Annotated in this window: 23 protein-coding genes and 1 riboswitch; of the genes, 14 read left to right on the top strand and 9 right to left on the bottom strand. The window is 63.3% G+C overall.

Going from position 1 to position 25,164, the window contains the following annotated elements:
- Nucleotides 1-48: 48 nt before the first annotated feature.
- The gene (locus R4P70_RS06855) at nucleotides 49-1,503 is read right to left on the bottom strand and encodes an NCS2 family permease (RefSeq protein ID WP_020970489.1); all 1,455 of its coding nucleotides are present in this window, start codon (nucleotides 1,501-1,503) and stop codon (nucleotides 49-51) included.
- Between the two features lie 102 nt (nucleotides 1,504-1,605).
- On the opposite strand from R4P70_RS06855, the gene R4P70_RS06850 reads away from it, so the two are divergent.
- Entirely contained in the window at nucleotides 1,606-1,863 is a 258-nt protein-coding gene (locus R4P70_RS06850; protein WP_141488525.1) for a DUF2530 domain-containing protein, read from the top strand.
- A 90-nt stretch (nucleotides 1,864-1,953) separates the two neighbouring features.
- Nucleotides 1,954-2,994, top strand: a complete 1,041-nt coding sequence (locus R4P70_RS06845; protein WP_052740959.1) for an iron-siderophore ABC transporter substrate-binding protein — start codon at nucleotides 1,954-1,956, stop codon at nucleotides 2,992-2,994.
- On the opposite strand, the gene R4P70_RS06840 is transcribed toward R4P70_RS06845, so the two are convergent.
- The 3 genes from R4P70_RS06840 to R4P70_RS06830 form a co-directional block, all read right to left on the bottom strand.
- Nucleotides 2,984-3,535, bottom strand: a complete 552-nt coding sequence (locus R4P70_RS06840; protein ID WP_020908797.1) for a phosphatase PAP2 family protein — start codon at nucleotides 3,533-3,535, stop codon at nucleotides 2,984-2,986. The two genes, R4P70_RS06845 and R4P70_RS06840, sit on opposite strands and share 11 nt — an antisense overlap.
- 6 nt (nucleotides 3,536-3,541) lie before the next feature.
- A complete protein-coding gene (locus R4P70_RS06835) occupies nucleotides 3,542-6,214 on the bottom strand; it encodes a sacsin N-terminal ATP-binding-like domain-containing protein (protein ID WP_317830578.1) in 2,673 nt (890 codons plus the stop codon).
- A 68-nt stretch (nucleotides 6,215-6,282) separates the two neighbouring features.
- Nucleotides 6,283-7,104: a DUF3027 domain-containing protein gene (locus tag R4P70_RS06830; protein ID WP_019744932.1), complete on the bottom strand. Its 822-nt coding sequence runs from the start codon at nucleotides 7,102-7,104 to the stop codon at nucleotides 6,283-6,285.
- Nucleotides 7,105-7,142: 38 nt separating this feature from the next.
- On the opposite strand from R4P70_RS06830, the gene R4P70_RS06825 reads away from it, so the two are divergent.
- From R4P70_RS06825 to R4P70_RS06815, 3 genes are all read left to right on the top strand, one after another.
- Nucleotides 7,143-7,973, top strand: a complete 831-nt coding sequence (locus tag R4P70_RS06825; RefSeq protein WP_238076548.1) for a glutaminyl-peptide cyclotransferase — start codon at nucleotides 7,143-7,145, stop codon at nucleotides 7,971-7,973.
- 69 nt (nucleotides 7,974-8,042) lie between these two features.
- Entirely contained in the window at nucleotides 8,043-9,737 is a 1,695-nt protein-coding gene (locus R4P70_RS06820; protein WP_030244200.1) for an MFS transporter, read from the top strand.
- Nucleotides 9,737-10,231 carry a DUF2771 domain-containing protein gene (locus R4P70_RS06815; RefSeq protein ID WP_019744935.1) on the top strand — a complete coding sequence of 165 codons (495 nt, stop codon included), beginning with the start codon at nucleotides 9,737-9,739 and terminating at the stop codon, nucleotides 10,229-10,231. Before R4P70_RS06820 ends, R4P70_RS06815 begins: the two co-directional genes overlap by 1 nt.
- An 88-nt stretch (nucleotides 10,232-10,319) precedes the next feature.
- On the opposite strand, the gene R4P70_RS06810 is transcribed toward R4P70_RS06815, so the two are convergent.
- Complete coding sequence (locus R4P70_RS06810; RefSeq protein WP_007733502.1) at nucleotides 10,320-10,733, bottom strand: cold-shock protein; 414 nt, start codon at nucleotides 10,731-10,733, stop codon at nucleotides 10,320-10,322.
- Between the two features lie 215 nt (nucleotides 10,734-10,948).
- Between R4P70_RS06810 and R4P70_RS06805 the strand changes: the two genes are divergently transcribed.
- Both R4P70_RS06805 and R4P70_RS06800 read left to right on the top strand, forming a co-directional pair.
- Nucleotides 10,949-11,176 (top strand): hypothetical protein, encoded by a 228-nt coding sequence (locus tag R4P70_RS06805; RefSeq protein WP_003940194.1) that lies wholly within the window; start codon nucleotides 10,949-10,951, stop codon nucleotides 11,174-11,176.
- Nucleotides 11,177-11,209: 33 nt separating this feature from the next.
- A complete protein-coding gene (locus R4P70_RS06800; RefSeq protein ID WP_003939919.1) occupies nucleotides 11,210-11,599 on the top strand; it encodes a YccF domain-containing protein in 390 nt (129 codons plus the stop codon).
- Nucleotides 11,600-11,720: 121 nt separating this feature from the next.
- Here R4P70_RS06800 and R4P70_RS06795 read toward each other — a convergent pair whose 3' ends face one another.
- A complete protein-coding gene (locus R4P70_RS06795) occupies nucleotides 11,721-13,118 on the bottom strand; it encodes a YncE family protein (RefSeq protein WP_317830577.1) in 1,398 nt (465 codons plus the stop codon).
- A gap of 383 nt (nucleotides 13,119-13,501) precedes the next feature.
- A riboswitch (cyclic di-AMP (ydaO/yuaA leader) is annotated at nucleotides 13,502-13,722 on the top strand.
- Nucleotides 13,723-13,730: 8 nt separating this feature from the next.
- Here R4P70_RS06795 and R4P70_RS06790 point away from each other — a divergent pair.
- On the top strand, nucleotides 13,731-14,294 hold the full coding sequence (locus R4P70_RS06790) for a transglycosylase family protein (protein WP_019744938.1): 564 nt from the start codon (nucleotides 13,731-13,733) through the stop codon (nucleotides 14,292-14,294).
- 83 nt (nucleotides 14,295-14,377) lie between these two features.
- On the opposite strand, the gene R4P70_RS06785 is transcribed toward R4P70_RS06790, so the two are convergent.
- Nucleotides 14,378-14,566, bottom strand: coding sequence for a hypothetical protein (locus R4P70_RS06785; protein WP_019744939.1), 189 nt, complete (start codon nucleotides 14,564-14,566; stop codon nucleotides 14,378-14,380).
- Between the two features lie 60 nt (nucleotides 14,567-14,626).
- On the opposite strand from R4P70_RS06785, the gene R4P70_RS06780 reads away from it, so the two are divergent.
- Both R4P70_RS06780 and R4P70_RS06775 read left to right on the top strand, forming a co-directional pair.
- Nucleotides 14,627-16,951 (top strand): helicase-associated domain-containing protein, encoded by a 2,325-nt coding sequence (locus R4P70_RS06780; RefSeq protein ID WP_020908802.1) that lies wholly within the window; start codon nucleotides 14,627-14,629, stop codon nucleotides 16,949-16,951.
- A gap of 87 nt (nucleotides 16,952-17,038) precedes the next feature.
- Nucleotides 17,039-17,164: a hypothetical protein gene (locus R4P70_RS06775; RefSeq protein WP_256063234.1), complete on the top strand. Its 126-nt coding sequence runs from the start codon at nucleotides 17,039-17,041 to the stop codon at nucleotides 17,162-17,164.
- Between the two features lie 425 nt (nucleotides 17,165-17,589).
- On the opposite strand, the gene R4P70_RS06770 is transcribed toward R4P70_RS06775, so the two are convergent.
- Both R4P70_RS06770 and R4P70_RS06765 read right to left on the bottom strand, forming a co-directional pair.
- On the bottom strand, nucleotides 17,590-18,240 hold the full coding sequence (locus R4P70_RS06770) for a TetR/AcrR family transcriptional regulator (RefSeq protein WP_092763021.1): 651 nt from the start codon (nucleotides 18,238-18,240) through the stop codon (nucleotides 17,590-17,592).
- 54 nt (nucleotides 18,241-18,294) lie between these two features.
- Nucleotides 18,295-18,606 carry a hypothetical protein gene (locus R4P70_RS06765; RefSeq protein ID WP_097387007.1) on the bottom strand — a complete coding sequence of 104 codons (312 nt, stop codon included), beginning with the start codon at nucleotides 18,604-18,606 and terminating at the stop codon, nucleotides 18,295-18,297.
- 216 nt (nucleotides 18,607-18,822) lie between these two features.
- Here R4P70_RS06765 and R4P70_RS06760 point away from each other — a divergent pair, with 216 nt between their 5' ends.
- The 4 genes from R4P70_RS06760 to R4P70_RS06745 all read left to right on the top strand — a co-directional run bounded on the left by R4P70_RS06760 (nucleotide 18,823) and on the right by R4P70_RS06745 (nucleotide 25,112).
- Nucleotides 18,823-20,016 (top strand): LLM class flavin-dependent oxidoreductase, encoded by a 1,194-nt coding sequence (locus tag R4P70_RS06760; protein WP_020908805.1) that lies wholly within the window; start codon nucleotides 18,823-18,825, stop codon nucleotides 20,014-20,016.
- The gene (locus R4P70_RS06755; protein WP_317830576.1) at nucleotides 20,013-21,092 is read left to right on the top strand and encodes an alcohol dehydrogenase catalytic domain-containing protein; all 1,080 of its coding nucleotides are present in this window, start codon (nucleotides 20,013-20,015) and stop codon (nucleotides 21,090-21,092) included. Before R4P70_RS06760 ends, R4P70_RS06755 begins: the two co-directional genes overlap by 4 nt.
- A gap of 180 nt (nucleotides 21,093-21,272) precedes the next feature.
- Nucleotides 21,273-22,931, top strand: a complete 1,659-nt coding sequence (locus tag R4P70_RS06750; RefSeq protein WP_019744947.1) for a DNA repair helicase XPB — start codon at nucleotides 21,273-21,275, stop codon at nucleotides 22,929-22,931.
- 102 nt (nucleotides 22,932-23,033) lie between these two features.
- Complete coding sequence (locus tag R4P70_RS06745) at nucleotides 23,034-25,112, top strand: peptidase (RefSeq protein ID WP_317830575.1); 2,079 nt, start codon at nucleotides 23,034-23,036, stop codon at nucleotides 25,110-25,112.
- The last annotated feature ends 52 nt before the right edge of the window (nucleotides 25,113-25,164 follow it).

The following is a 25,164-nucleotide window of genomic DNA, read 5'->3' as shown; positions in this document are numbered from 1 at the left end:
AAGAGCTGGCCGGTAGCTCACGTAATCGAATACCGGTCAACCCTGATTTCACGTAAGGGCGTCGGTAATGGGTCCGACAGTGAAGTAGGCCACAAAAAGTGCCGCCACGATCCAGAGCAACGGGTGGATCTTCTTGATACCACCGCTGGCAGCGTGCAGGACCACCCATGAAATGAAGCCGACACCGATGCCGTTGGCGATCGAGTAGGTGAACGGCATGACGATCATGGTCAGGAACGCCGGGAGTGCCACCGAGAACTTGGTGAAATCGATGTCTCGGACCTGTCCGATCATCAGCGCACCGACGACGACGAGGGCAGGCGCAGCTGCCTCGATCGGCACGACGGAGTAGAGCGGCGTCAGGAACATCGCGACGAGGAAGAGCAGTCCGGTCACGACATTTGCCAGGCCCGTGCGGGCGCCTTCGGCGATACCCGACGCGGATTCCACGAACACGGTGTTCGACGACGCCGAAGCGCCACCGCCGACGATGGCACCGGCGCCTTCGACGACAAGCGCGCGCCCGACGTTGGGGAGGTTTCCGTCCTTGTCGGTCAGGCCGGCTTCCTTACCGAGACCCGTCATCGTGCCCATGGCGTCGAAGAAATTCGCGAGTACAAGGGTGAAGACAAGCAGGCTGGCGGCCAGAACACCGATGCGGGTGAACGCGCCGAAGATGCTGACGTCGCCGACCAGGCTCAGATCAGGCATACCACCGAGCATCTCCGGGATCGCGGGGATGCTGAGGTTCCAGCCCTTGGGGTTGGTTCCGAGCGAGGGTCCGACGTCGGCAACTGCCTCGATGATCGCAGCGAGGATCGTCGTGACAACGATGCCGATCAGCAGTCCACCACGAACCTTGCGCACGACCAGAACACCCATGAGCAGGACACCGAAGATGAACACCACGGTCGGCCACGAAGCGATGGAGCCGTTGATTCCGAGCCCGACGGGAACCGTCGTACCGGCGGCGTCGGGGATGCGGCGGACGAATCCGGCGTCGACCAGCCCGATGAAGGCGATGAACATGCCGATACCGGCCGCGATCGCGGACTTCAATGCCGAGGGAATCGCATTGAACACCGCAGTTCGGAAACCGGTGAGTGCCAACAGAACGATGATCACACCGTCGATGACCACCAGTCCCATCGCCTCGGGCCAGGTGACCTGAGGTGCGATGGTGACGGCGAGCAGGCTGTTGATGCCGAGACCCGCGGCGATGGCAAACGGATAGTTGGCAACGAGACCGAAGACGATGCTCATCAGGCCGGCAACCAGAGCGGTGACCGCAGCCACCTGGTTGACCGGAAGGATGTTGCCGAGAACGTCGGTCTTCGCTGCAGCGTCGTCAGCCGAGAAACTGCCGAGGATCAGGGGGTTGAGGACCACGATGTAGGCCATCGCCACGAAGGTGACGACACCGCCGCGAACCTCGGTCGAGATCGTCGACCCTCGTTCGCTGATCTTGAAATAGGTGTCGAGGATCTTGCCGGGTGCCGCCATGTTTGTTCTTTCCCCATCGCTGTAGGTCGCCGTGTGCCGGCGCACATGAAGCCGGTCGCACTAGGGAGAGTAGGCCACCGGGGTACGGGTAGCGTTAATTTTGTGACGGAGACTCGCAACACAACCAGCCTGATCGGCAAATTGTCCGCACCCGCGCCGGCACTGATCATCGGCACCGCGTTGTGGGTGGTCGCCTCGATCGTGGTCGCGGTGAGCGGCGATCGTTGGTCGGATGCACTCCCGATCTGTTACGCGGGTATCGGAGTCGGCTTCCTCGGCCTCGCTCTGTTCTCCATTCAACGACGCGCAGCTGTGCGCGGTGACAAGGGCGCACAACAGGGCGCCGGTCTGGTCGACTGAGCAGGTCGATTCACCCTGTCAGTATGGTAAGCCTACCCTGCACTCTAGTGTCGGTCTTAGCTTGTCAATGCTGAAAGGAACCACGTAACCGTGAAGATCTCCCACCGAAATCGTTGGAAAAGCCGAGGACGTTGGACGAGACTGACACCCGTTGCTCTGGTCGCCCTGGTCGGCACAGCACTCGTCTCCTGCGGTTCGAACGACGACGCAGCAAGTAGTTCGTCGAGTTCCGGTGGCGGCGCCTTCCCCGTCACGATCGATCACGCTTTCGGCAGCACCACGATCGATTCCGAACCACAACGGATCGTCACTGTCGGTTACAACGACGAGCAGGCTCTGCTGGCCTTGGGCATCAAGCCCGTCGGAATGGTCAATCAGTACCCGGGCGAGCCGGACGTCAACCGCACGTGGCCGTGGGTCACCGGCCCTTGGGGCGGAACCGAACCGACCGTCGTCGGCAGCAATCCCGAAACCACGATCAGCGTCGAAAAGATCGCTGCGCTCGAGCCCGACTTGATCCTCGCGCTCTACTCGAGCATCGACAAAGACCTGTACAGCACACTTTCCGCGATCGCCCCGACCGTCGCGAAGGATCCGGCCTACGGCGACTACGCAACTCCGTGGCAGATCACGACGAAGACCGCAGCGAAGGCAGTGGGTCGCGAGGCCGACGGCGCGAAGTTGGTCGCCGATATCGACAAGCAGTTCGCCGACGCCAGAAGCGCTCACCCGGAATTTGCAGACCAGACCGCGGTGATCATCAGCGTCGACACGACCCCGGAGTTCTACGCCTTCTCCTCCGAGGACGCCCGCGGACGGGTCCTCGGCAGTCTCGGATTCAAACCTGCTCCCGCGGTCGAGGCATTGATGAACGGTGAGTTCTACGCGCCCATCTCCACCGAGCGACTAGATCTCCTCGACGTGGACCGTCTCGTTGTCATCGGCAATCCCGATGCCGCCCAGGCGGTCCGAAACAATCCGGGCTTCCAGCAACTCGACGTGGTCAAGAACAATCGCGTCGTCTACGTCAACGACGATCAGGCCCCGCAGGTCGGTGCGGCCCTGACCGCGAGTTCAGCACTGAGCTTGCCGTGGGCGACAAGCCAACTACTCGCCGAACTCACGAAGTAACCAGCGCCCGGCGCTTCCTGATCTGCGCAGTTCCCCAGATCCACACTCCGGCCCACACCATCCCGAACGCCCAACCTGCCAGCACATCGGTCATCCAATGGGCAGCCAGGTAGACGCGGGAGAATCCGACAGCGATCGTGTACAGGCCGAGGCTCGCGAGCATTGCCATCTTCGCGAGCCTCGGCAAAGCAAGCCGAAGAATCACTGCGGCAACCGAAGTCGCGAGTATCGCGCTCATCATCGCGTGGCCCGACGGGAACGAATACGAATCGATTTCGATCAAACGCTCCGGCAGGGGTGGACGGGTTCGCGTGAAGATGCGCTTCAATCCGCTCATCACGAGCAGACCGGTCAACATCGATCCGGCGATCAGCAGAGCTTCCGTTCGGAGCCCCCGAACCAGAAGCACGATCGTGAGCAGCGTCGCGATCAGCCACGACGCGAGGGTTCCGCCGCTGTCGGTGATGACGTCGACCACGTCCACGAGCCACGCCGTCCGCTGGCTCACTGCACTGTCGAGTACCCACTGATCAAAAGACATCTGCCCTCACATCCCTTGCGGCAGAGTCCACGTGCGCATCACGTGATGAACGCCGTCCGAGTCCACCCACCACGGCACGGTCACTGTCGCCTCCACCGCTCCTGTCAGTTCCACCGACAGTTCGTGATGGATCACTACCTCGCCGCCGGGAACCTCACGGCCGAGGGCTGCGAAGCCGAGAACTGCCTGTGGTTCGTTCGCCCACGTCGTCACAACGCCGGTGCTGCTCACTCGTCCGTGAACGGATGTGGACGCCGTAGCGACGTCGAGCAGATCTGCCAGTGCGTCAGCTGTCTCGAAACTGCCGAGCACCACTCGTTGTGCAGGCAGTGCCGCTCCCAGCCACGGTCGGTCGAGAACAAGGGCGTCGCCGGGATCGACCAGATCGCCGGAAAGGCCTCGCACGAACGGCGGCAGGTGCAGTTCCTCCAGGTCGAGAACCCGTCGCTGCGCTGCCTCACCCAGCAGTCGGTGCGTCCGCGCGACGACGGCGGAGGCCGGCATCCGTAGTGGGTCGGCAAGCCGATCGAGTAGCAGCTGAGCCAGTTCCGGATCGTCGACGGTATCCGATGCCAGCAATCCGGAGAAGAATCCGGCGTCGGGGTGTTCGGCAGCATCGAGCAATCCCTCGAAGGTGCGATCGCCCGGAGCGCGCAGCAAGCCAAGCACCTCACCGCCGAGTTCGGCATTCGAACGCAACCACCACGCCGTGTATCCACGACGGTCGGTGAGCAGCGCCCGCGTCGCCGGCGACTCGACCAGCAGCGACAGCGCCTGCGGCCAGCGGTCTTCGTCCACGAGATCGAGATCGCGCACGGCTTCGATGTATTCGGGGTCCTCGTCGAGGGTGTCCCACCATGCGTCTTCGGCGTCGAGATCGTGATCGGGGCCGGACGGCAATTCCTCACGGACCACCGTGAAACCCCACCCGACACCGACTACCCGTAGCGCCTGCTCCCCCACCCGCTGAACAAAATCAGCGTCGACGATGCCGAAGGGAGAATCCTCGACCAGGACGCTTGCAAGGGGAGCTCCCGGAAGCAGAAGTTGGTCGGCGGACCGCAATTCGCCCTCCGAATCAGGAAGCAGCACTTCACCGATCCACGACGGCAGCGCCCCTGGCGCCACGTGGGCCGCCAATCCGAGCACCACTTGCGCCAACTCCGTCGCTACCGAATCATCCTGATCCGCAGCATCTTCGATCAAGGCTCGCAGTGCCGGATCGGACAGCAGGTCGGTGGCACTCGCGGTCTGTGCTCCCAATCGAGACAGCAACGGGTGCGCCGCGACAGGATGAACCAACCTCGTCCACTGCACAGACGGTGCGTCTTCGCCCAGTTCGACGCCGACGACGACGGTCCGCGGTCCGGTCACCGTTCGTCCATCGGAGAGCGGAACCGGCAGTGTTCCAAGCTCTTCCACCGCAAGAGTGTCGATCACCAAGGGCTCGAGAGCCGAATAGAGTCGATTCCACCACTTCGGTTCACGTTCCAAGCCGCTGAGCAGTTCCGCGATGCGCGCGAGCCCGATGCGGTGCGTCGACACTGCCGCGAGTGCTCGCTCGTGCTTGGGGCCGGAGAGCTCGGGGACAACCAGGCCGCCGATGATGTCGGTGAGCAACTCGGCAAGGTCATCACTGAGCCCGGGCACCACGGATGCTCGCTGCGGCGCGCGGTCGGGTTCACCGACCACCGGAAGCCACTCGTTTTCCTGCAGCTCCTTCAGAAGCGCTTCGCGCAGAAGCGAATCGGTTTCGCTGCGGGCAAAGGCAGGGATCGGGACGAGTGCCGTTCGCTGCCGAGGAGGTAGTGCAGCAAGGAACTTCGCGTACCCCTCGGCAAGCGGAGCGATCGGTGCAGCGGGCATGAGGCGTCGCCGATCGGGTTGCATTGCAATGTCGGCAATGATGATCGCCGGGATCGACAGTTCCTCGTCGGATCGGGTCGGCGCCCGCAGCACGTCGTCTGCGACCGGCTCGACGACCCCGTCGCGGACCGGCACCAACCACCGTGCATTCGGCGCCGAGTACTGCCACCACGTGCGATCTCCGATGACCACCTCGACGAGACCGGAATCCAGCACTCGTTCCGATCGCCGAAAAGTCTTCTCACCCAAACGAATTGATCCGAGAGCCGGGAGTTCGAGCAGCAGATCGACTGCCTCACGTGTCATCTGCGAAAGCAGCGCCGCGGCATCGACGTCCGGCCGAAGCGTCAGCACCACTTCCGAATCGGCACCGTCGCTCGGCAATTCGCCAGACGGCCACACCAAACGAAGTACGGGGACACCGGTTTCCGGCACGGGGAGTTCGCGAGACTCGATCTCGCGCAGAGTTTGCGAGGCAGAGAATCGAATCGATCCCGTCGACGAGCGCAGTTCAACCTCGTCACCGACCGAGAGAACTGCCGAGAATCCGACTCCGAACCGCCCCGTCACGCCTTCGTCGGCGTCGACCTTGTTCGACGCACGCAGCGCCGTGAGTGCGTGAACGCCGGATTCGTCCAGCGGACGGCCGGTGTTCGCCACCGTCAGCGTCCGACCGTCCACGTCCACCCACAAAGAGCCCTCGACGCCCTCGCGTGCAGCTGCATCGGCAGCGTTCTGCGCCAGTTCGGTGAGCAGACGGTCGCGGTACCCGGCCTTCGCGAGGTCGGATTCCGCAGCCGCGTCTTCACGCAATCGCGTCGGAGATTCCGACCACGCGCGCAGCGTCGCCTCGCGGAGTGCGTCCGTGCCGAACGGATCTTCTACTCGGTGGATACCGAATCCTCAACTGCAACAACGCTCGACGGGCGAGCGGGTACCGCAATCAGCTCGACTGCTCCGTCGTCGAATGCGTCGAACTGCGGCGAGCCCGCACCGAGCGGCAAGCTGGTGTCCGAATGCGCGCCACAGCCGTAGGACACGCTGACCACCCGGCCGTCTGCGGAGAGTTCGTTGCCGCACACGCCGAACGCTGCGTGCAGCGAACCTGCGAGTGGAAGGAAGAATCCACACAGCCCACACGTCGACGGGGCAGCCTTGGCCATCTCCGACTCCGGGCCGAAGTCACCGTCGAACCAACGCTGCGCGGCATCGAGTCGGCCCTCGAGGCTCATGACCTGTTTGCGGCCTAGCCCGATTTCGAGAGCTACCTCGTCGACTTCCGGGTCACCGGTGGCGACGTAGCCGGGAACGAGCCGAGGATCCTCGGCCGGCGGGGCGAGTAGGTCACCGACGGAGAGATCGCCGGGACGAATCCGCTGATCCCATGGCAGCCATTCCGGCGCAACCAACGCGTCGGGACCCGGCAGCAGCGCCAACTCACTGACAGTTGCGCGGGTGTCCTCCGGTCCGGCAGCGACGACAACCGCCCACTGCCAACCGCGGTATCCGGGAATGTCTGCTGCAAATCGATGGGTGGCGGCAAATTCGTCCTCCGACGTCACGCCGAGGTATGCCCCCACACCGCCTTCATGCAGGTCGACGACTGCCGTTCGGGCAAGCTCGACCGCATCGGCCAGTACTGGGCGCGGCACTGCACGCTCTGGAGAAGTAGCAACACTCACTCCTCCAGTTTGCCGCACCACCGCAAGTCCGCAACGCACTGGGCTGCCATGCTGGGCAGATGAGTAGGTCACACGCCAATTCCGTGCGCACTTTTGCAGTGGTCGCCGTGATCGCGTCGGCCCTGGCGGGGTGCTCCGATTCCCCCGGTGCTCCCGACAACCTCACGTCCGAAACCGGCTCCGTCGAGATCGTTCGAGTGTCCGCGCACGATCCCGACGCGTTCACGCAGGGCCTCGAGATCGACGGAAACCGGTTGTACGAAAGCACCGGACGCGTCGGGCAGTCCTGGGTGCGCTCGAGCGAGATCTCCGACGAGCAGTCCCCCGCTTCGGGACCGGAAGTTGCGCGTGCAGATCTCGACCCGCCGTTGTTCGGTGAGGGCATCACGGTCGCCGGAGACACACTGTGGCAACTCACCTGGAAAGACGGCGTCGCCATCGCCCGTGACAAGGACACCTTGACCGAACGTGGGCGGTTCCCACTCGACACCGAGGGATGGGGAATCTGTTCGCTCGGGGATCGGCTGGTCTCCAGCGACGGTTCGGCCACGTTGACCTTTCGCGATCCCGAAACCTTTGCGCCGATCTCGACAGTCGACGTCACCAGATCTTCGGAGTCCGTCGGCAAGCTGAACGAATTGGAATGCGCCGAAGACGGCTCCGTCTACGCCAATGTCTGGACCACCGACACCGTCGTCCGAATCGACCCGTCGGACGGCGCCGTCACGAACGTGTACGACGCATCGGCGCTACGCGAAGAACTCGTCACGGATGGATCGACCAGCACCGTCGACGTTCTCAACGGCATCGCGCAGATTCCCGGTACCGATCGATTCCTGCTCACCGGCAAGTATTGGCCGCAGATGTTCGAAGTCCGTTTTGTTAACTGAGTCCGACATGACACAGGACTCGCAGGGGTGTGCGTGGTAGCCGCGCCGACACTAGGACAGAATTGAGTGGTGACCGGACCGCGCGAACCCTACGACCCCGAAACTCGGCGAATCCACGACGAGCCGGAGGGGCAACAGGTGCACCCCGGTTACGACAATTACCCACCCGCGGCCCGCCCGGACAACTACCCGCCTTCGGCTCGCCCCGCTGCGCGTCGCACGCCGTTGCCGCCGCTGCACCCGATCCCCGAATCACGGGGAGACTCGGATTCTGCGTCCGGTTCGAAGGCACCGGGTGCGGACGCCCCCAAGGCTCCCCCGATGCCTCGCAAGCTCACCGTCACCCGCGTCGCAGCGATGCGCAGCCGCGAACTGACGAACAAGGGCATCGCGACCTTCCAGCGCGCAGCGAAGGCCGACGGCGCGGACAAGTCCGGTCTGACCGCTCTCACCTACGCGGTGATGACGAACAACGCCACCGACGCCGCGATCTCCGTCGCCCTTGCGAACACGCTGTTCTTCTCGGCTGCGACGGGTGAGGACAAGACCAAGGTCGCGCTCTATCTCCTGATCACGATCGCACCGTTCGCGGTCATCGCACCGCTCATCGGTCCGATGCTCGACCGGTTGCAGCGCGGCCGCCGCATCGCACTCGCGTCGTCGTTCGGAATCCGGACGCTCCTCGCAGTGATCCTGGTCTTCAACTTCGACAGCTGGATCCTCTATCCGGCCGCGCTCGGCATGATGGTGCTCAGTAAATCGTTCTCGGTACTCAAGAGTGCGGTGACACCACGCGTCCTACCACCGGAAATAGACCTGGTGCGCGTCAATTCGCGTCTGACGGTCTTCGGGTTGATCGGCGGAACGATCGGCGCCGGCGCCGTCGCGGGTGCGCTCGCGCTCGCTTTCGGTTCCACCGGAGCCTTGTGGTTCGCCGTCGCCGTCACCGTCTTCGGCGCATATCTGAGCATGCGCATCCCGTCGTGGGTCGAAGTCACCGAGGGTGAGGTTCCCGCGACCATCACCTACCACCCGGACGAGGCGCACCACGCCGGCAGCGCCCCACCACAGCCGAACGCGAAACCGGCCAAGGTCCGACAGCCTCTCGGACGCGCCGTGATCATCGGACTCTGGGGCAACGGCACCATTCGCGTGCTCACCGGCTTCCTGACGCTCTACATCGCGTTCGTCGCCAAATCACGCACCGATCACGAGCCGCTCCAGCAAGCCATGATGCTCGGCCTGGTCGGCGCAGCGGCCGGTCTGGGAAACTTCGCCGGAAATGCCACGGGTGCGCGCCTCAAGCTCGGCCGGCCCGCACTGATCGTGCTCCGGTGCACTGCGTCGGTCTGGATCATCGCGGTGATCGCAGCGCTGACGGACAACCTGATGACCGCTGCGCTGGCCACACTCGTAGCCTCCGCCGCCAGCGCACTCGCAAAGGTCTCACTCGACGCGTCACTCCAGCACGACCTGCCCGAGGAATCGATCGCGTCCGGATTCGGCAGATCCGAGACGGTTCTGCAGTTGAGCTGGGTACTCGGCGGCGCATTGGGGGTTCTGCTTCCGACCGAATACTGGATCGGGTTCACTGTTGTATCGGTGTTCCTGACGATCGGGCTTCTGCAGACCTTCCTGAGCTACCGAGGAAGCAGCCTCCTGCCCGGCCTCGGCGGGAAGCGACCCGATCTGGCCGAACAAGAAGTGACCGAAGTGATTTACACCGGTAAATCCAACCGAGGACAAGGAAGTACTCCGCAGTGATGATGCGCTCGAGAACAAAGAAGATCGTGGCAGCGATCAGTGTCCTGATGGTGGTGGCACTAGTTGCTTACGTCTCCGTTCTTTTCGTGATCATCAAGAACATCAACGACGACCCCGAAAAGCTGCCGGTCATCACTGCATACGCACACGGCAAGACGATCGAGACGAACCCTGCCGGGTTCTGCACCATCGATCTGTCCCAGTGCGCCCAGGTGGGCGACATCTACGCCCTCGACGTTCCCGCGGGCTACCCGCTGCAGCTGTCGTTGTCGACGGACGTCTCCGATGCGCAGTGGGCCCTGCTGGCGGTCTACGAGGATGCCGACGGCAACCAGACCGGCGAACCCCGAGTCTTCGAGCCCGGCGAGGCCCTGGCAGTGACGGTCGAATCTTCGAGCGATCCCGTCAAGCAACTCGTCGGCGTCGAAATCCACCTCGCCGTCGGTGAGGGAAGCGAACAAGGACTACTGATCTGGTCGATCAAGACCGCCTGATCCCCGGAAGAACGAAAATGCCCTGCACACCGATTGGTGTGCAGGGCATTTTGTTTCGAAGCCGTGTACGGCAGCTCGAATCGAGCGATCAGGTATCGAGCTCGCGAGCGACGGCTCGGACGACCTCGGAGATCCGCTGAGCGGTCTTGCGGTCCGGGTACTTGCCGTTGCGCAGATCCGGCTGGACCTTCGCCTCGAGCAACGTGATCATGTCCTCGACCATGCCGTGCAGCTGGTCAGGGGTGTGCTTACGCTCGACGGGCTCACGACGCGTCGCCGTAGCGCCCCGCAACGACGGCGCCGGCTCCAGCACCTTCAGGCTCAGCGCCTGCGGACCGCGGCGGCCCGCAGCCATGCCGAACTCGACGCGCTGGCCGGCCTTCAAGCCTTCGACGCCCTCGGGGAGAGCGGAAGCACGGACGTAGACGTCCTCGCCCTCTTCCTGCGACAGAAAGCCGAAACCCTTTTCGACGTCGTACCACTTCACCTTGCCGGTCGGCACCGCGTTCACCTGCTCATCACTCGACTGGGGCATCTGCCCCAATGTGCTCGGGAGGCTCTCGGAAGAGCCTCATGGCCTTGCTCGCATCGCTTCCGGTGGAAGAATGCAAAAGAACGCGCCCCACACTTGCTTCAGCGGGGCGCGCAGTCTGTTAACAGTCTACCTGTGACGAACCCGGGTCGGCACCCAGGTTTACAGGCACTATCCTCGTAGGTGTGGACCCTCAACCGAACCCGCGCACTTCCGGCACCGGAAACGGTCTGTTCCGTACGGCGATGGCACTGTTCATCGTCGGATTCCTGGCGATCGTGGCCATCTTCGCAGTCCACATCTTCAGCGACACCCCGCCCGGCCTGGCGTTGTACCTGGTGGCACTCGCGTGCCCGATCGGCTTCCTTCTGGCCATCGTCTACACGCTCAGATCCGGTCGACGCGTGCGCTGATCACCCCCGCCTTCAACCGAAAGGTCACTGACCATGAGAATCCTCCTGAACGTGATCTGGCTGGTGTTCGGCGGCTTCTGGCTGGCGTTGGGCTACTTCGCCGCAGGCATCATCTGCTGCATCCTCATCATCACGATTCCCTTCGGAATCGCGGCATTCCGCATCGGCATCTACGCACTGTGGCCGTTCGGTAAGACCGTCGTCGACAAGCCGACCGCTGGTGTCGGTTCGATGATCGGCAATGTCATCTGGGTGATCATCGCCGGTATCTGGTTGGCGATCGGACACATCGTCACCGCCGTCGCGATGGCGATCACGATCATCGGAATTCCGCTCGCGGTCGCGAACCTGAAGATGATTCCGATCTCGCTGATGCCGCTCGGCAAGGAGATCGTCGACGTGGACCGCGTCAATTATGCATAGCCGTGGACCGCGTCAATTACGCATAGCCGTGGACCGGGTGAATTACGCGTAAGCGGGCCCGGAGACAGAAGAACCCGACCACAGCAGGTGCTGTGGTCGGGTTCTCTCGTATCAGGTCGGATCAGCGGCCGAGGCTACCGAGTCCGGGGAGGTTACCGAGCGAACCGGTACCCGTTCCCGGGTTGCCCGGATCAACGGGGCCGACCGGACCCTCGGAGACCACGATGGTCACACTCGAAGCGCGCGAAAGCACGCTCTTCGCAGTGATCTCGACGGTGACGCTGCCGACGGCCGTGGGGGTTCCCGAGATGGTGCCGTCCTGTGCGAGGGACAGTCCGCCGGGCAGAGTGCCGTTGGTGAGCGCAAAGGCTGCCCGGGTATCAGCGGCAGTGAGCTTCTGCGAATACGCCTTACCGACCTGAGCGGCAGGCAGTTCGACGGTCGCGGGTAGCGGGTACGCAGCAACGACGGTCACCTTGCCCCCGTTGGTCGTCGACGCGATGGCGCCGGTCGAGGTGTCGAGCGCGAGGTTTTTGACCTTCTCCAGTGCCGGAACCTTGGTATCGGTCAGAGCGGTGGTGGCGCGGGTCGTCAGATCGACCGACCACAGGTGTCCGTTCATGACGTCCGCGACATATGCAATGCCTGCAGCAGCGTCGACGACCACGCCGTTGGGAATCGCGGTCGGAGACAGCGTGGTCTTCGACAGAACCGCGCCGGCCGGGGTGATCGCCCACAGGTTGGTTGCCCGGGTGTCGGTCATGTAGATGTTGCCGGTCTTCGTGTCGACATCGACGTCGACCGGGTAGAGGTTGTCGGCACGCACGATCGACTTGAGTGCTCCGCCCTTGCGTACGTCCGCCTGCCACAGCGTGCGGCCGTAATTCTCGTCGAAGAAGTTGGTGTCCGCGATGTAGAGGAAGCCGCGGACACTGTCGAAGGCGAGCTTGGTCGGCGTTGCCGACTTGTCGACCAGAATGCTCGACACGGCGTCGGCGGCGTTGGGGTCGACGACTCGGATGTTGCCGGACTTGTAGTCCGAGAAGTACGCGCGGTGTGTTGTGGGGTCGACGACGACATCGTTGATCTGCGGCCGCGAGCCGTCGGGGTTCTTCTCGCTCAGCGTGACCGTCTTTTCGACCTTGCCGGTCTTCGTGTCGACAATCGAGATCGCGCCGCCGTAGGAGGAGGACACGTATGCGCGTCCGAGGTCCGAGTCCACGGCAAGTGCCGACGGGTAACCGACGACACCGTCGATGGTGCCGACGGACTTGCCGGTGTTCGTGTCGACGACGGACAACGAGCTGGTCGGTCCGCCGTACTGCGTGATGTATCCGCGGTGGGTTGCCGAGTCGACGACGATGTCGCCGGGCTGGGTTGCGGAATAGCTTCCGACAACACCGTGTGTCGGATCCTCGGGTGAGGCGTGTGCAGCGGGAGCAGTGACGGCCAGGCCGACAGCAGCAGCGGCGACGGCGAGTGACGCGGTGACCGCACGCCGACGGTATTGCAGTTTCATGAGGGGTGCCCTACTTCTTTTGAAGACTCTGCGAACCCTGCCCATTCGGGGCAAGTCAGGCAAACCTAACCTAAGTTTCAATCTCGATGTTGAGACACAGGACACATCTTCGACCTGGATCGGCGCACCTCTCACTCGGCCGGAATTCCATTTCCACATAACGTGTGACCTTGCTCACATTACGGATGGATAACGGAACGGACACAACCGGACATTCACTCAGGCACCCCCACCTACCTGGGAAGAGTCTCCTGCGCTTTGTGTGACGCGTTGTACGTCCTTCGCCACGCCGCGTTATCAAATGGTGACACGAGAGACTCGAGCCGTTACCGTCGTTTTCGGCCGGGAAACTCGGCCACCTCCGGCCCGCCGCGCCAAGCCTTGTCCCGCGGGTACCGGACTTCCGACAGAGCATTCCAGGGACGAGGACGGGGGACCCAAAGTCCTCTGTGAGAACAGAAAAGTTCTCCAGTGGACACCGGTTCGATCGCAAGACCGAATCTTGGGGTGAAGCCAGACCCTTTCCAGCCAGGAAAGGCGAGGCCGGGCGACCTCTCAGCCCGAACCCGACAGCTGACCTCGCAGGCGCGTGTGGAGAGGATTTCGACCATCATGAGCGGACGCCATCGCAAGCCCACCACCACCGGTCGCACTGTCGCCAAGGTCGCCGTCACCGGCGCCATCATGGGCGTAGCAGGAATTGCAGCCACCGGAACCGCAAGCGCTGCCCCCGACTCCGACTGGGATCGTCTCGCCCAGTGTGAGGCCGGCGGAAACTGGGCCATCAACACCGGCAACGGTTACCAGGGCGGACTGCAGTTCTCCCCCAGCACGTGGAACGCACACGGCGGCGGACAGTACGCAGCCACCGCAAACCAGGCCACCCGCGAGCAGCAGATCGTTGTTGCCGAGCGTGTTCTCGCAAACCAGGGTTGGGGCGCATGGCCGTCCTGCTCCTCCAGCCTCGGACTGAGCAGCGGCGCCACCGAGCGTTCCGCTCCGGCCACCACGGCTCCTCAGGCAGCTCCGGCTCCGGCACAGCAGGTCGCTCAGACCGTTGCACACCCGGTCGCTGACGCCATCGATCAGGCAATCGCGTTCGCCAAGGCCAACGGCATCCCGGTCGACCCGCAGATCCTCGCAGTCGCCGACACCGCGAAGACGTTCCTCAAGTAACACCGGTAAGACTGTCCGCTCGGACGCTCGAACATCAAGAAGGCCCGCACCGAATCGGTGCGGGCCTTCTTCGTGTCGAGTTGTTATCGGTTGATGACGGTGTGCGGGTGTACGTAAGGAAGTGACTCCACCGGAACCGGAAAGGTGGTGTCCTCGCCGAAGGGTGAAAGTCCACCTGCGCGGGTCGATGACAATTCGGTCACTGCGTGATCTCCGTCTGCAGTTTCCGGCCATCCTGGATCTACATAGTGTTGCTTCGAATTGTTGGCCACGAAGTCATTTTGACAGGACGCCGTTACGCCGTACAGACCAGGTCTCTAATCTGATACCTGATGACCGAAACACGTGGCACCCCGGCGGGCAGTTCCGCAGCCGAAAGTCTGACCGATTGGCTCTCGGCGCGCAGTGACGCCGAGTTGACGGAGTTGCTGCGTCTGCGCCCCGATCTGGCCGTACCGCCGCCAAGCACGATGGTGGTTCTCAGTGGTCGGGCGCAGCAACGCGCGTCGGTCAGCCGAGCGGCGGACGAACTCGACACCCTGGATTTCGGTCTTCTCGAATTGTTGGCACTGGCCGGCGCCGAGGAAACTCCGATGACGCGGGCGGAGCTCAACAGTGCAATCGCCGAACGCGCCCTGACCGGCAAGGGCAAGGTCACCAAGAAGGCCGTCGACAAGTCACTGTCGAAGATGCGTGAGTCCGCCCTCGTCTGGGGTGTCGATCCCATCAGCGTCGTCCCGGCAGTCATCGGGATGATTCCGTGGCGTGTGGGGCGAGCCCTCGAACCTGCCGAGGCGATGACCGAGACCGAGATCTCGGCAGCCCTCGACGCTCTGGACACCCGCGAGCGGGATCTCCTCGAGACTCTCGCCAACTCCAGCCCGATCGGTCGCACCCGCGACGCCGCCCCCGGAACGCCGCCTGAGCGCCCGGTTCAGCGACTGCTGGCGGCCGGCCTGCTTCGGTGGCTCGACGAGCAGACCGTCGAGCTTCCGGCGACGGTTCGTCAGGTCATCCGCGGCGAGCCGGTTTTCGATCCGACGACGCTGACCGCACCCGTCATCGGGGGCGACAAACTCAAACCCGCGGACGTGAACGCCGCAGCGGCCGGCGAGGCACTCGAGTTGGTACGCCAATGCGAGAGCGTGATCGCTGTTCTGGGCGCAGCACCGGCCCCAGCACTGCGAGCCGGTGGACTCGGTGTTCGAGAACTACGACGCGTGGCCAAGACGGCCGATCTCGACGAAGCGCGAGTGAGCCTGCTCGTCGAATTGCTCTCGGCAGCCGGGCTCATCGCCAGTGGAACGCCCGACCCGGCGCCGGTCTCGGACAACGCGGACGAATACTGGACGCCCACACTCGCCGTCGACGGCTGGCTCAACGCGTCCACAGCGCGTCGGTGGGAGGTGCTGGCGTCCGCCTGGGTCGACGTACCGCGAGTTCCGTGGATGATCGGGCTGAGGGATTCCACCGACAAGCCCATCGCGGCACTGTCCGAGGAAGGCCGGGCCCCGGCGGCTCCGCGCGATCGCCAGGCCATTTTGGGGCTGCTCTCCGAACTCGACAGTGGCCAGACTGCATCGGCCGTCGAGGTAAGTCGACTACTGGCGTGGCGACGCCCGCGATGGAGCGGGCGCCTACGGACTTTCGCAATCGAGCGGACTCTGGACGAGGCCGCCGCCCTCGGGCTGGTGGCCCGCGGCGCGTTGTCGTCACCTGGACGAGCTTTGCTGCACGGCGGGGACGCCGAAGCCGAAATGCAGTCCGCCCTACCCGAGCCCATCGACTACATCCTGGTCCAGGCAGATCTGACTCTGGTTGCGCCCGGCCCGCTCGTACCGGACCTGCTCGAGCAGGTGAGCCTGGTCGCGGACATCGAGTCGGCAGGATCGGCGTCCATGTACCGCATCAGCGAGGACAGCGTGCGTCGTGCGCTCGACGCCGGTCTGACGGCCACCGAACTGCACGCGATGTTCGCCTCGAAATCGAAGACGCCTGTTCCCCAATCACTTTCGTATCTGATCGACGATGTCGCCCGTCGACACGGGCGACTGCGTGCCGGAGTGGCAGCGTCGTTCATTCGGTGTGAGGACGCGTCACTGCTGGCGGAGGTCCTCGCTTCGGCGGTGGCGGAGCCCCTGGCATTGCGCGCCTTGGCTCCCACAGTCGCGATTTCGCAGGCCCCACTGCGCGAGGTCCTGGCCGAGCTGCGCGCAGCCGGATTCGCGCCGGCAGGTGAGGACTCCTCGGGCACGTTGGTCGATCTCCGCCCACGTGGGGCGCGGGTACCGAACCGTCGCAGCCGACCGGCGTCGCGAATGCCCGCAAGCCCGTCGGCGGATCAATTGGCGTCGTTGGTACGGACGATGCGAGCAGGTGACCGCGCGTCCGCCCCGGGCCGTGGTGGTGTCCGGACGGACGGTTCGAGGGAGAACAATGCCGCCACCATCGCATTACTGGCCACAGCGGCCCGGGACAATTCGAGCGTCAACATCGGCTATGTCGACGCTCAGGGGGTAGCGACTCATCGCATCGTCGACCCCGTCAGCGTGGGCGGCGGACAGCTGGACGCCTTCGACCCGGCAAGTGGTGCCGTACGCCGTTTCACGTTGCACCGCATTACTTCCGTCAGCCCCGTCGACTCCGGAAAAAAGTAGCAGAAAAGAAGCAACTGGCTTTTTTCTGTAAATGAAGTATGGTCGAGGTCAGTTTGTGATTGCCACTTCGAAAAATGAGGAGCGACAATGGCTGACAAGGCGCCGGGAAAGAACATGAAGAAACCCGCTCAGTCGATCAAGGAACGCCGCGCGGAAAAGCGGGCGAAAAATACGGAGTCTTCCGAGTTCATTCGTAAGCGGAAGCGGAGCTGACAGCACAGTCCAGAGGAAGACGAGCTGACTGCGAAGCTGACCAATGCCTGCCTCCACCGACACCCTCGTGCACCTGCACGAAACATTCAACCTGTTCAAGTCACGTAGTCGAGGAACTGATGCACGCTCGCGCGGCTACGCAGCGGGCATGACCCTTGCATCACTGTGTGTCCTCGACGAACACGCTCGGCAATCCGGAATACTTCTTTCGGATTTACCGCAGAAAGAGAATCAACCATCGTGAAAAGAACAATCCACACCCTGGACCGTATTCAAACGAGACTCGAATCGGAGCTTGATTCCACTCCGGGTGATTCCGAAAAGAATATCGGTTATAGATCCGGAATTTCCGAAGCTATTACTCATGTAATGGAAATGCGGAAGTCAGTGGTCGCGCAGAAATAGGAGGCGCATCAATTAGGCGCTCATCCCAATAACTGTCGCACTCCACCCACCAGAAAGACGACCTGGTCCTCGTAGAAGTCGGCAAGTCGCTCCGGCGCGAGCGGCTTGCTGCTTCCGCTCCAATCGTCCGCCCGGCTCAACGCCTGGAGGAAGCCCATCAAGGCAACCGCCCAGCGAGTCTCGAGCCTTTCGGGATCGGTAGCAGGAAAGGTACGACGGACCTGGTCGAGAAGATGATCACGAAGGTGCAGCTCGGTCGCCTCGAGGGCTGGATGGCCTGGTCGTGACATCTGCGGCTGCGAAATCTGCGTGACGATTCTGATCCATCGCATTCCCCGCGTGCGATGGCGAAGAAGCAGTGTCTTGTATGGCGCCGTGACGGCCCGCACCAACGCTTCGACCGTCGGCGGCTCCTTGTCGGCGGCTAGGGCGTCCACGTTCGCGCTGATCTGATCTCGCACCGACGTTCCCATGTCCAACAGCACCGCGGCGACCAGATCCTCCTTGGTGCCGAAATGGTAGTGGACGGACGACGGTCCGAGACCGGCCGCCGCGTTGACCGCGCGCAGCGAAACTGCATCCAATCCCTCTGTCGCGAAAAGCCGTTCAGCAGTTTTGAGCAAACGCAGACGTGTCACGTCGCCTTGACGGTTCTGCCGGGAGTCGGTCATACGAACGAGCTTCGCACGGGCTCGCCGAACTTCTCCGAAGCGCTGACCGCGGAGTCAGAGTGATTCACGGTGTGCTCGCACCCTGTTGTCGCGATCGACCCAGCCGTGGGCGCGTGCGTAGTCCACCATCGCGGAGAACTTCTGCCTCCACTGCGCGTTTCCGACCTGGGCCGCGACGGCTTGTTCCAGGTGAGCAATGTCGAGCCAGACATGATCGTCCTCGAGTTCCCCCCACGGTTCCAATGCCCGACTCAGAGTCTCGGATTGATCGTCGCCGCCTACGACGACCGAGAGACTGGTGAAATCGTCGACCCCGTTCAGTTCGACGGTCGAGGAGGTGGGGGTGATTGTGACGTCCAGTCGCATGACCTCTTCAACGCTCCTTCTCAAAATGCCTGGTTCAGTTGATCGACTTGAAACAACCTTAGACGACATGACTGCGCCAGATAGCGTTGAGCTACAAGTGATTACAAACCTCCCACTGTGCGGGAGGCTCAACTTATTGGATCAGTTGATCCATGTTAGACATCTCCATCAGAGCGAGTGATCCAAATCACTCCCCTGTCGACAGGAGATGTCATCGTGTGGTCCGCATCGTCCATCCGCTTCGGAGCCTTCCTCGCCCCGTACCATCCGCTCGACGCCGATCCCGCCCTGCAACTCAGACGCGATATCGACCTCATGACACACCTGGACCACCTCGGATTCGAAGAAGCGTGGATGGGTGAGCATCATTCGACCGGCGCCGAGATCGTGCCTGCCCCGGACATGTTCATCGCGGCCGCCGCAGAGCGAACCGAGCGCATCCAGTTCGGCACAGGCGTGACGTCCCTGCCCTATCACCACCCGCTGATCACGGCCGACCGCATCACTCAGCTCGATCTGCAGACCCGCGGACGGCTCATCTTCGGCACCGGCCCGGGCAAGATCCCCCTCGATGCACACATGATGGGCATCAACCCGTCGGACCAGCGTCGTCGCCAGGGCGAAGCGCTCGAGGCCATTCTCGCGTTGCTCCGCGGCGAGGTCGTCAACATGGAAACCGACTGGTTCACGTTGCGTGACGCACGCGCACAGCTGCCCACATACCGTGCGGACGGCATCGAGACCGTGACAGCGTCGACGATTTCCCCCAACGGTTCGGTGCTCGCCGGCAAGAACGGGCTCTCCCTGCTCTCACTCGCGGCGAGTTCACCCAGCGGATTCGACGCACTGGATCGCAACTGGGATGTGTACGAGAAGGTCTCGGCCGAGCACGGTCACCACGCCGACCGGGCGACGTGGCGTGTGGTCAATCCGATGTTCATCGCCGAGACCCGAGCCGAGGCCGAGCGCGCCGTGAGCCGACGGATCGGATCGATGGCCTCCTACGTGAATCGACAGACCGGCCAGAACCCGGCCTGGGCAGATACACCTGCCGGAATCATCGACCAGTGGCGCAACGACACGCTCGGCGAGTTCGGTCAGGCGATCATCGGTACGCCCGAAGATGCGATTGCTCAGATCGAGCGTCTGATCGAGAAGACAGGAGGGTTCGGCACGTTCCTGATCCTTCACGTGGACATGGCGAGCTGGGAGGACACCAAACGCAGCTACGAATTGTTCGCCTCCGAGGTGGTCCCGCACTTCCGGAAGCGGAATGTCGGACGTCAGGCGAGCATGCAGTTCGCCGAGGACAACCGCGAATACCTGATCGGCGGGCTGGTCGGAGCGATCACCAAAGCCCATACCGACTACTACGGCCAACCGGCCGAGACGGGAGCCGTGCGCGCATGAGGGCCGTCCGATTCCAACAGGGAGAATTCGCCGTCGCCGAGATGGCCGACGCGCCGCCGTTGGCACCCCATCAGATCCGCATCGACGTCGTCGCCTGCGGAATCTGCGGCAGCGACCTGAGCATGTCGAAGGACCCGTGCCGATTCGTCGAGGTCGCACACAACGGTGGCTACCCGCTCGCCACCTTCGATCCAGACGCACCCGTGGTGCTGGGCCACGAGTACGCGGGTATCGTCTCCGAGACCGGTTCTGCAGTAGACGATTTCATGATCGGTGATCGGGTGTCCGGCATCGGCTTGGCCACCGACACGGCTACCGGAATCCCGACGATCATCGGTTACTCGAACGAATACCACGGCGCGTTCGGCGATCACATCGTTGTCGACGCATTCTGGGTCCGCAAGGTTCCCGACCATCTGTCACTCGAGCACGCCACACTGGCCGAACCTCTACACGTCGGCGAGATGCATCTCCAACAGTCCGGCCTCACCTCGGCCGATTCAGCGCTCGTCGTCGGTTGCGGGACGATCGGACTGGGTGCCATCGTCGCTGCGAAAGCGAGAGGGGCACAGATCGTCATCGCGTCCGAACCCTCCCCCAAACGCCGCGAGCTCGCCAAGAAGATGGGCGCGGACATCGTCGTCGACCCCTTCGAACAGGATCCGATCGAACTGTGGAATCAGATGGTCGCCGAAGGCAACCCGCTCGTGGGCCAGGCCGCGAACGGCATCCTGATCGCCTACGAATGCAGCGGCCGGGCGGGGGTCATCGGCGAACTGATGCGCACCCTGCCGTTCAACTCGCGGATTCAGGTCCTGGCTGCGCCGTTCGGCGACGAGACCATCGTTCCCGTCATCGGGCAGTTCCGAAGGATCTCGATCAACTTCGGTCATGGCCCCTACGAGAACGCGTACGACATCACCCTTGCTCGGTTGGCCGCCGGCGAGATCGACGCCGAAGCGATCATTACCGGCCGTGTCGGGCTCGACGGAGTTTCGGACGCTTTTGCGGCTCTTCGCGCACCCGACGAGCACGTGAAGATCCTCGTCCTGCCCGCTGCAGGTCGTCCGGAATAGCGGTTGGTCCTGCTCTGTTGACGTAGGGGTGCCCGAACTCGGGCACCTCTACTTCTGGCTGTGCGAGCGTCGCCTGTTGGCGTATGCGCTCCGATACCAGGACAATGGCAGGGTTGGCGTCAGCCGACAACGCGGTGCAACGCTCTGTGGCTGCTGCGTTTGTTTCACTAGGAGGCTTCCGTGACCGACGGACCGTTGATCGTCCAATCCGACAAGACGCTGCTGTTGGAGGTCGACCACGAGCGCGCCGGCGATGCCAGGCAGGCAATCGCCCCCTTCGCGGAACTCGAACGCGCCCCCGAGCACGTCCACACGTATCGCATCACTCCCCTGGCCTTGTGGAATGCCCGCGCCGCCGGACACGACGCCGAGCAGGTTGTCGACGCTCTGGTTTCGTTCTCACGATTCGCAGTTCCGCAACCGCTGCTGGTCGACATCGTCGACACGATGGCCAGGTACGGACGCTTGCAGCTGGTCAAGAGCCCGGTGCACGGCCTCATCCTGGTCAGCCTCGACCGGGCAGTCCTCACCGAGGTGATGCGACACAAGAAGATCTCACCGATGCTCGGTGAGAAGGTCGACGACGACACCGTGATCGTCCACCCGAGCGAACGCGGCCGCCTCAAGCAGATGTTGCTCAAGGTGGGCTGGCCGGCCGAGGACCTCGCCGGCTATGTGGACGGCGAAGCGCACCCGATCGATCTCGCTTTCGAAGAGGGCCACTGGGAACTGCGCGACTACCAGCAGATGGCAGCGGATTCGTTCTGGGCCGGCGGCTCGGGCGTCGTCGTGCTGCCGTGTGGCGCCGGCAAGACGATGGTGGGCGCAGCAGCCATGGCAAAGGCCAAAGCCACCACACTCATCCTCGTCACCAATACCGTCGCCGGTCGTCAGTGGAAGCGTGAGCTCATCGCCCGCACGTCGTTGACCGAGGAAGAAATCGGCGAGTACTCCGGCGAGCGCAAGGAGATTCGGCCGGTCACGATCGCCACCTACCAGGTGATCACGCGTCGTACGAAGGGCGAGTACAAGCACCTCGAACTTTTCGACTCCCGCGACTGGGGACTGGTGATCTACGACGAGGTCCACTTGCTGCCCGCGCCCGTCTTCCGGATGACGGCAGACCTGCAGTCGCGCCGCCGTCTCGGCCTGACCGCAACGCTGGTTCGTGAGGACGGCCGCGAAGGCGACGTCTTCTCGCTCATCGGCCCCAAGCGCTACGACGCTCCGTGGAAGGACATCGAAGCGCAGGGCTGGATCGCGCCGGCAGACTGCGTCGAGGTGCGAGTGACGATGACGGACGCCGAGCGCATGTCCTATGCCGTCGCCGAACCGGAGGAGCGCTACAAACTGTGCTCGACGGCGCACACCAAAATTGCTGTCGTGAAGTCGATTCTGGCCAAGCACCCGGATTCACCGACCTTGGTGATCGGTGCGTATCTCGATCAGCTCGACGAACTCGGCGAAGCCCTGAACGCCCCGGTGATCAAGGGATCCACCAAGAACAAGGAACGTGAGATCCTGTTCGATCAGTTCCGCAACGGTGAGATCCAGACGCTGGTGGTGAGTAAGGTCGCGAACTTCTCGATCGACCTTCCGGAGGCGTCTGTCGCCGTGCAGGTTTCGGGAACCTTCGGATCGAGGCAGGAAGAAGCTCAGCGACTCGGGCGACTGTTGCGGCCCAAGCACGACGGCGGTCAGGCCCACTTCTATTCGGTGGTTTCCCGCGACACTCTCGATGCGGAATATGCGGCACATCGTCAGCGATTCCTCGCCGAACAGGGCTACGCTTACCGGATCACCGACGCCGATGACCTGCTCGGACCTGCAATCGGCTGAGCATTTCTGCAACACGTTGCAGAATCAAATGGACATACGTCCAGTTATCTGTAGAGTGTCCCCTGTCACAGTCGTGTCCATCGGCCGGGGGTCACCAGCACCATGCGCTCAGTTCCACGTCTACGGGGTCGGCTCGCCGGAACCATCTCGCTGCTGACTGCCGCCGTCGTCGTCGCCACGACAGGCGTCAGCGCCGCGGCACCGAGCCCTGCTCCTACCGCGCAGAACTCGGTGTACGCACTTGCGAACGGTTGCTTCGCGCTGCGCACCGAGTCTGGTGATTTCGTCCGTCGTGACGGGTCGGCGTACCTCACCAACGTAACGAAAGCCGCAGACGCCGAACCGTTCCGGCTACATGCGGCCCAGTTGGGTCGTTTCATGCTGTACGGCCCGGACGGGTCGATGCTCTCGCACGACGGCGCGGACTCGGTACTCGCCACTTCCGAAGCAACTCCCTCCACCGACTGGACCGTGATGTCCACCGGTGAATCGTTCGTTCTGACCGCGACCTCGAACGGCCGTCAACTGATCTCGCGAGATTTGATGCTCACGATGTCCGATCCCGGTGACGTTCCCGAATCTGCGTTCACGCTGATCCCGCGCGGTGGCTGCGCCGACTTCCCCGAAGCGGAGGTGGGCGCAAACGGCGTTCCAGCAGAAATCGGACCGAACGGTGAAGTCACCGGATTCATCGACACACACGTGCACATGAACGCTTCCGAGTTCATGGGCGGAAACCTGCACTGCGGCCGACCTTTCGACCCTCAGGGCGTCACCGCAGCGCTCGTCGACTGCCCGGACCATCGACCCGACGGGATACCGGCGCTCCTCGAAAACGTTCTGTCGTACGGCAATCCCTTCGAAACTCACGACACCACCGGCTGGCCGAGTTTCGCCGACTGGCCGGCGCACGATTCACTGACGCACGAGCAGACGTACTACAAGTGGGTCGAGCGCGCCTGGCGTGGTGGTCTGCGAATCTTCACCAATCTCTTTGTCGCCAACCGTGTGCTGTGTGAGCTGTATCCGAGCAAGCGAAATCCCTGTGACGAGATGGAGACCGTCCGGATCCAGGCGCAGCAGACACGCGAACTCCAGGACTACATCGACGCCCAGTACGGCGGTCCCGGCCGGGGTTGGTTCCGCATCGTGAGCTCCCCTGAACAGGCCAGGCAGGTGGCCGCCGACGGAAAGCTGGCCGTCACCCTCGGGGTGGAGGTGTCCGAACCCTTCGGTTGCTCTGTGCGCAACGGTATTCCGCAGTGCACCGAGGACGACATCGACCGCGGCCTGGACGAGTTGTACGACCTCGGTGTTCGGCAGATGATCGTCACGCACAAGTTCGACAACGCCCTCGGCGGTGCCCGTTTCGACGGCGGCGTCACCGGAGTGGCCGTCAATATCGGCAACTACCTGGGCACCGGGGAGTTCTGGCAGTCGGAACCATGCACCGGCGTTGCCGAGGACAATGTGCTGCCCACCAAGGTCGACGGCGCACAGAATCTTCTCGCGGTACTCCCACCCGGAGTGACGCTTCCGGTGTACCCCTCTGGTCCGCAATGCAATTCGCACGGCCTGACCGACCTCGGCGCATACACGATCCGAGGTTTGATGGACCGAGGGATGATCGTGGACATCGATCACATGAGCGTCAAGACCGCCGAAGCAGCCCTCGACATTCTCGAAGCAGCGAACTATTCCGGTGTTGTTTCCAGTCACAGCTGGAGCGACCCGAGCCTCTACAAGCGGATCTACGCGCTCGGCGGATTTGTCGCCCTGTACGCCGGGCAACTGGACGCATCGGACGACAAGCCCGAGGAGCGTGGGTTCATCGACCAGTGGCGCGACGCACGGGCAATGCGAAGCGAGAACTACTACTTCGGTTTCGGCTACGGCGCAGACACCAACGGCTTCGGGCCGCAAGCCGCACCGCGCGGTGACGCCGCCGAAAATCCGCTCCAATATCCGTACACCGCCTTCGACGGCACCGTCATGGACCAGCAGCGCGCCGGCACCAGGGTTTTCGACGTGAACACCGACGGTGTTGCCCAGTACGGGATGATTCCCGACTGGATCGCGGACATGCGTATTGCTGCGGGCGCCGACGGTGACACGATCATCGAGGACATGAGCCGTGGCGCCGAGGCTTACCTGCAAATGTGGGAGCGCGCGCGAAACTAGCTACGCTGGTGGACGGCTCCCGGGAGATCGGGGGCCGGTCCTAGATCGTCCG

Origin of the sequence: Rhodococcus sp. IEGM 1241 (genome assembly GCF_033142365.1) — a bacterium.
Lineage (GTDB): Bacteria > Actinomycetota > Actinomycetes > Mycobacteriales > Mycobacteriaceae > Rhodococcus_F > Rhodococcus_F erythropolis.
Note: the sequence above shows the minus strand (reverse complement) of the source record. Positions and strands in the feature narration are given on the sequence as shown.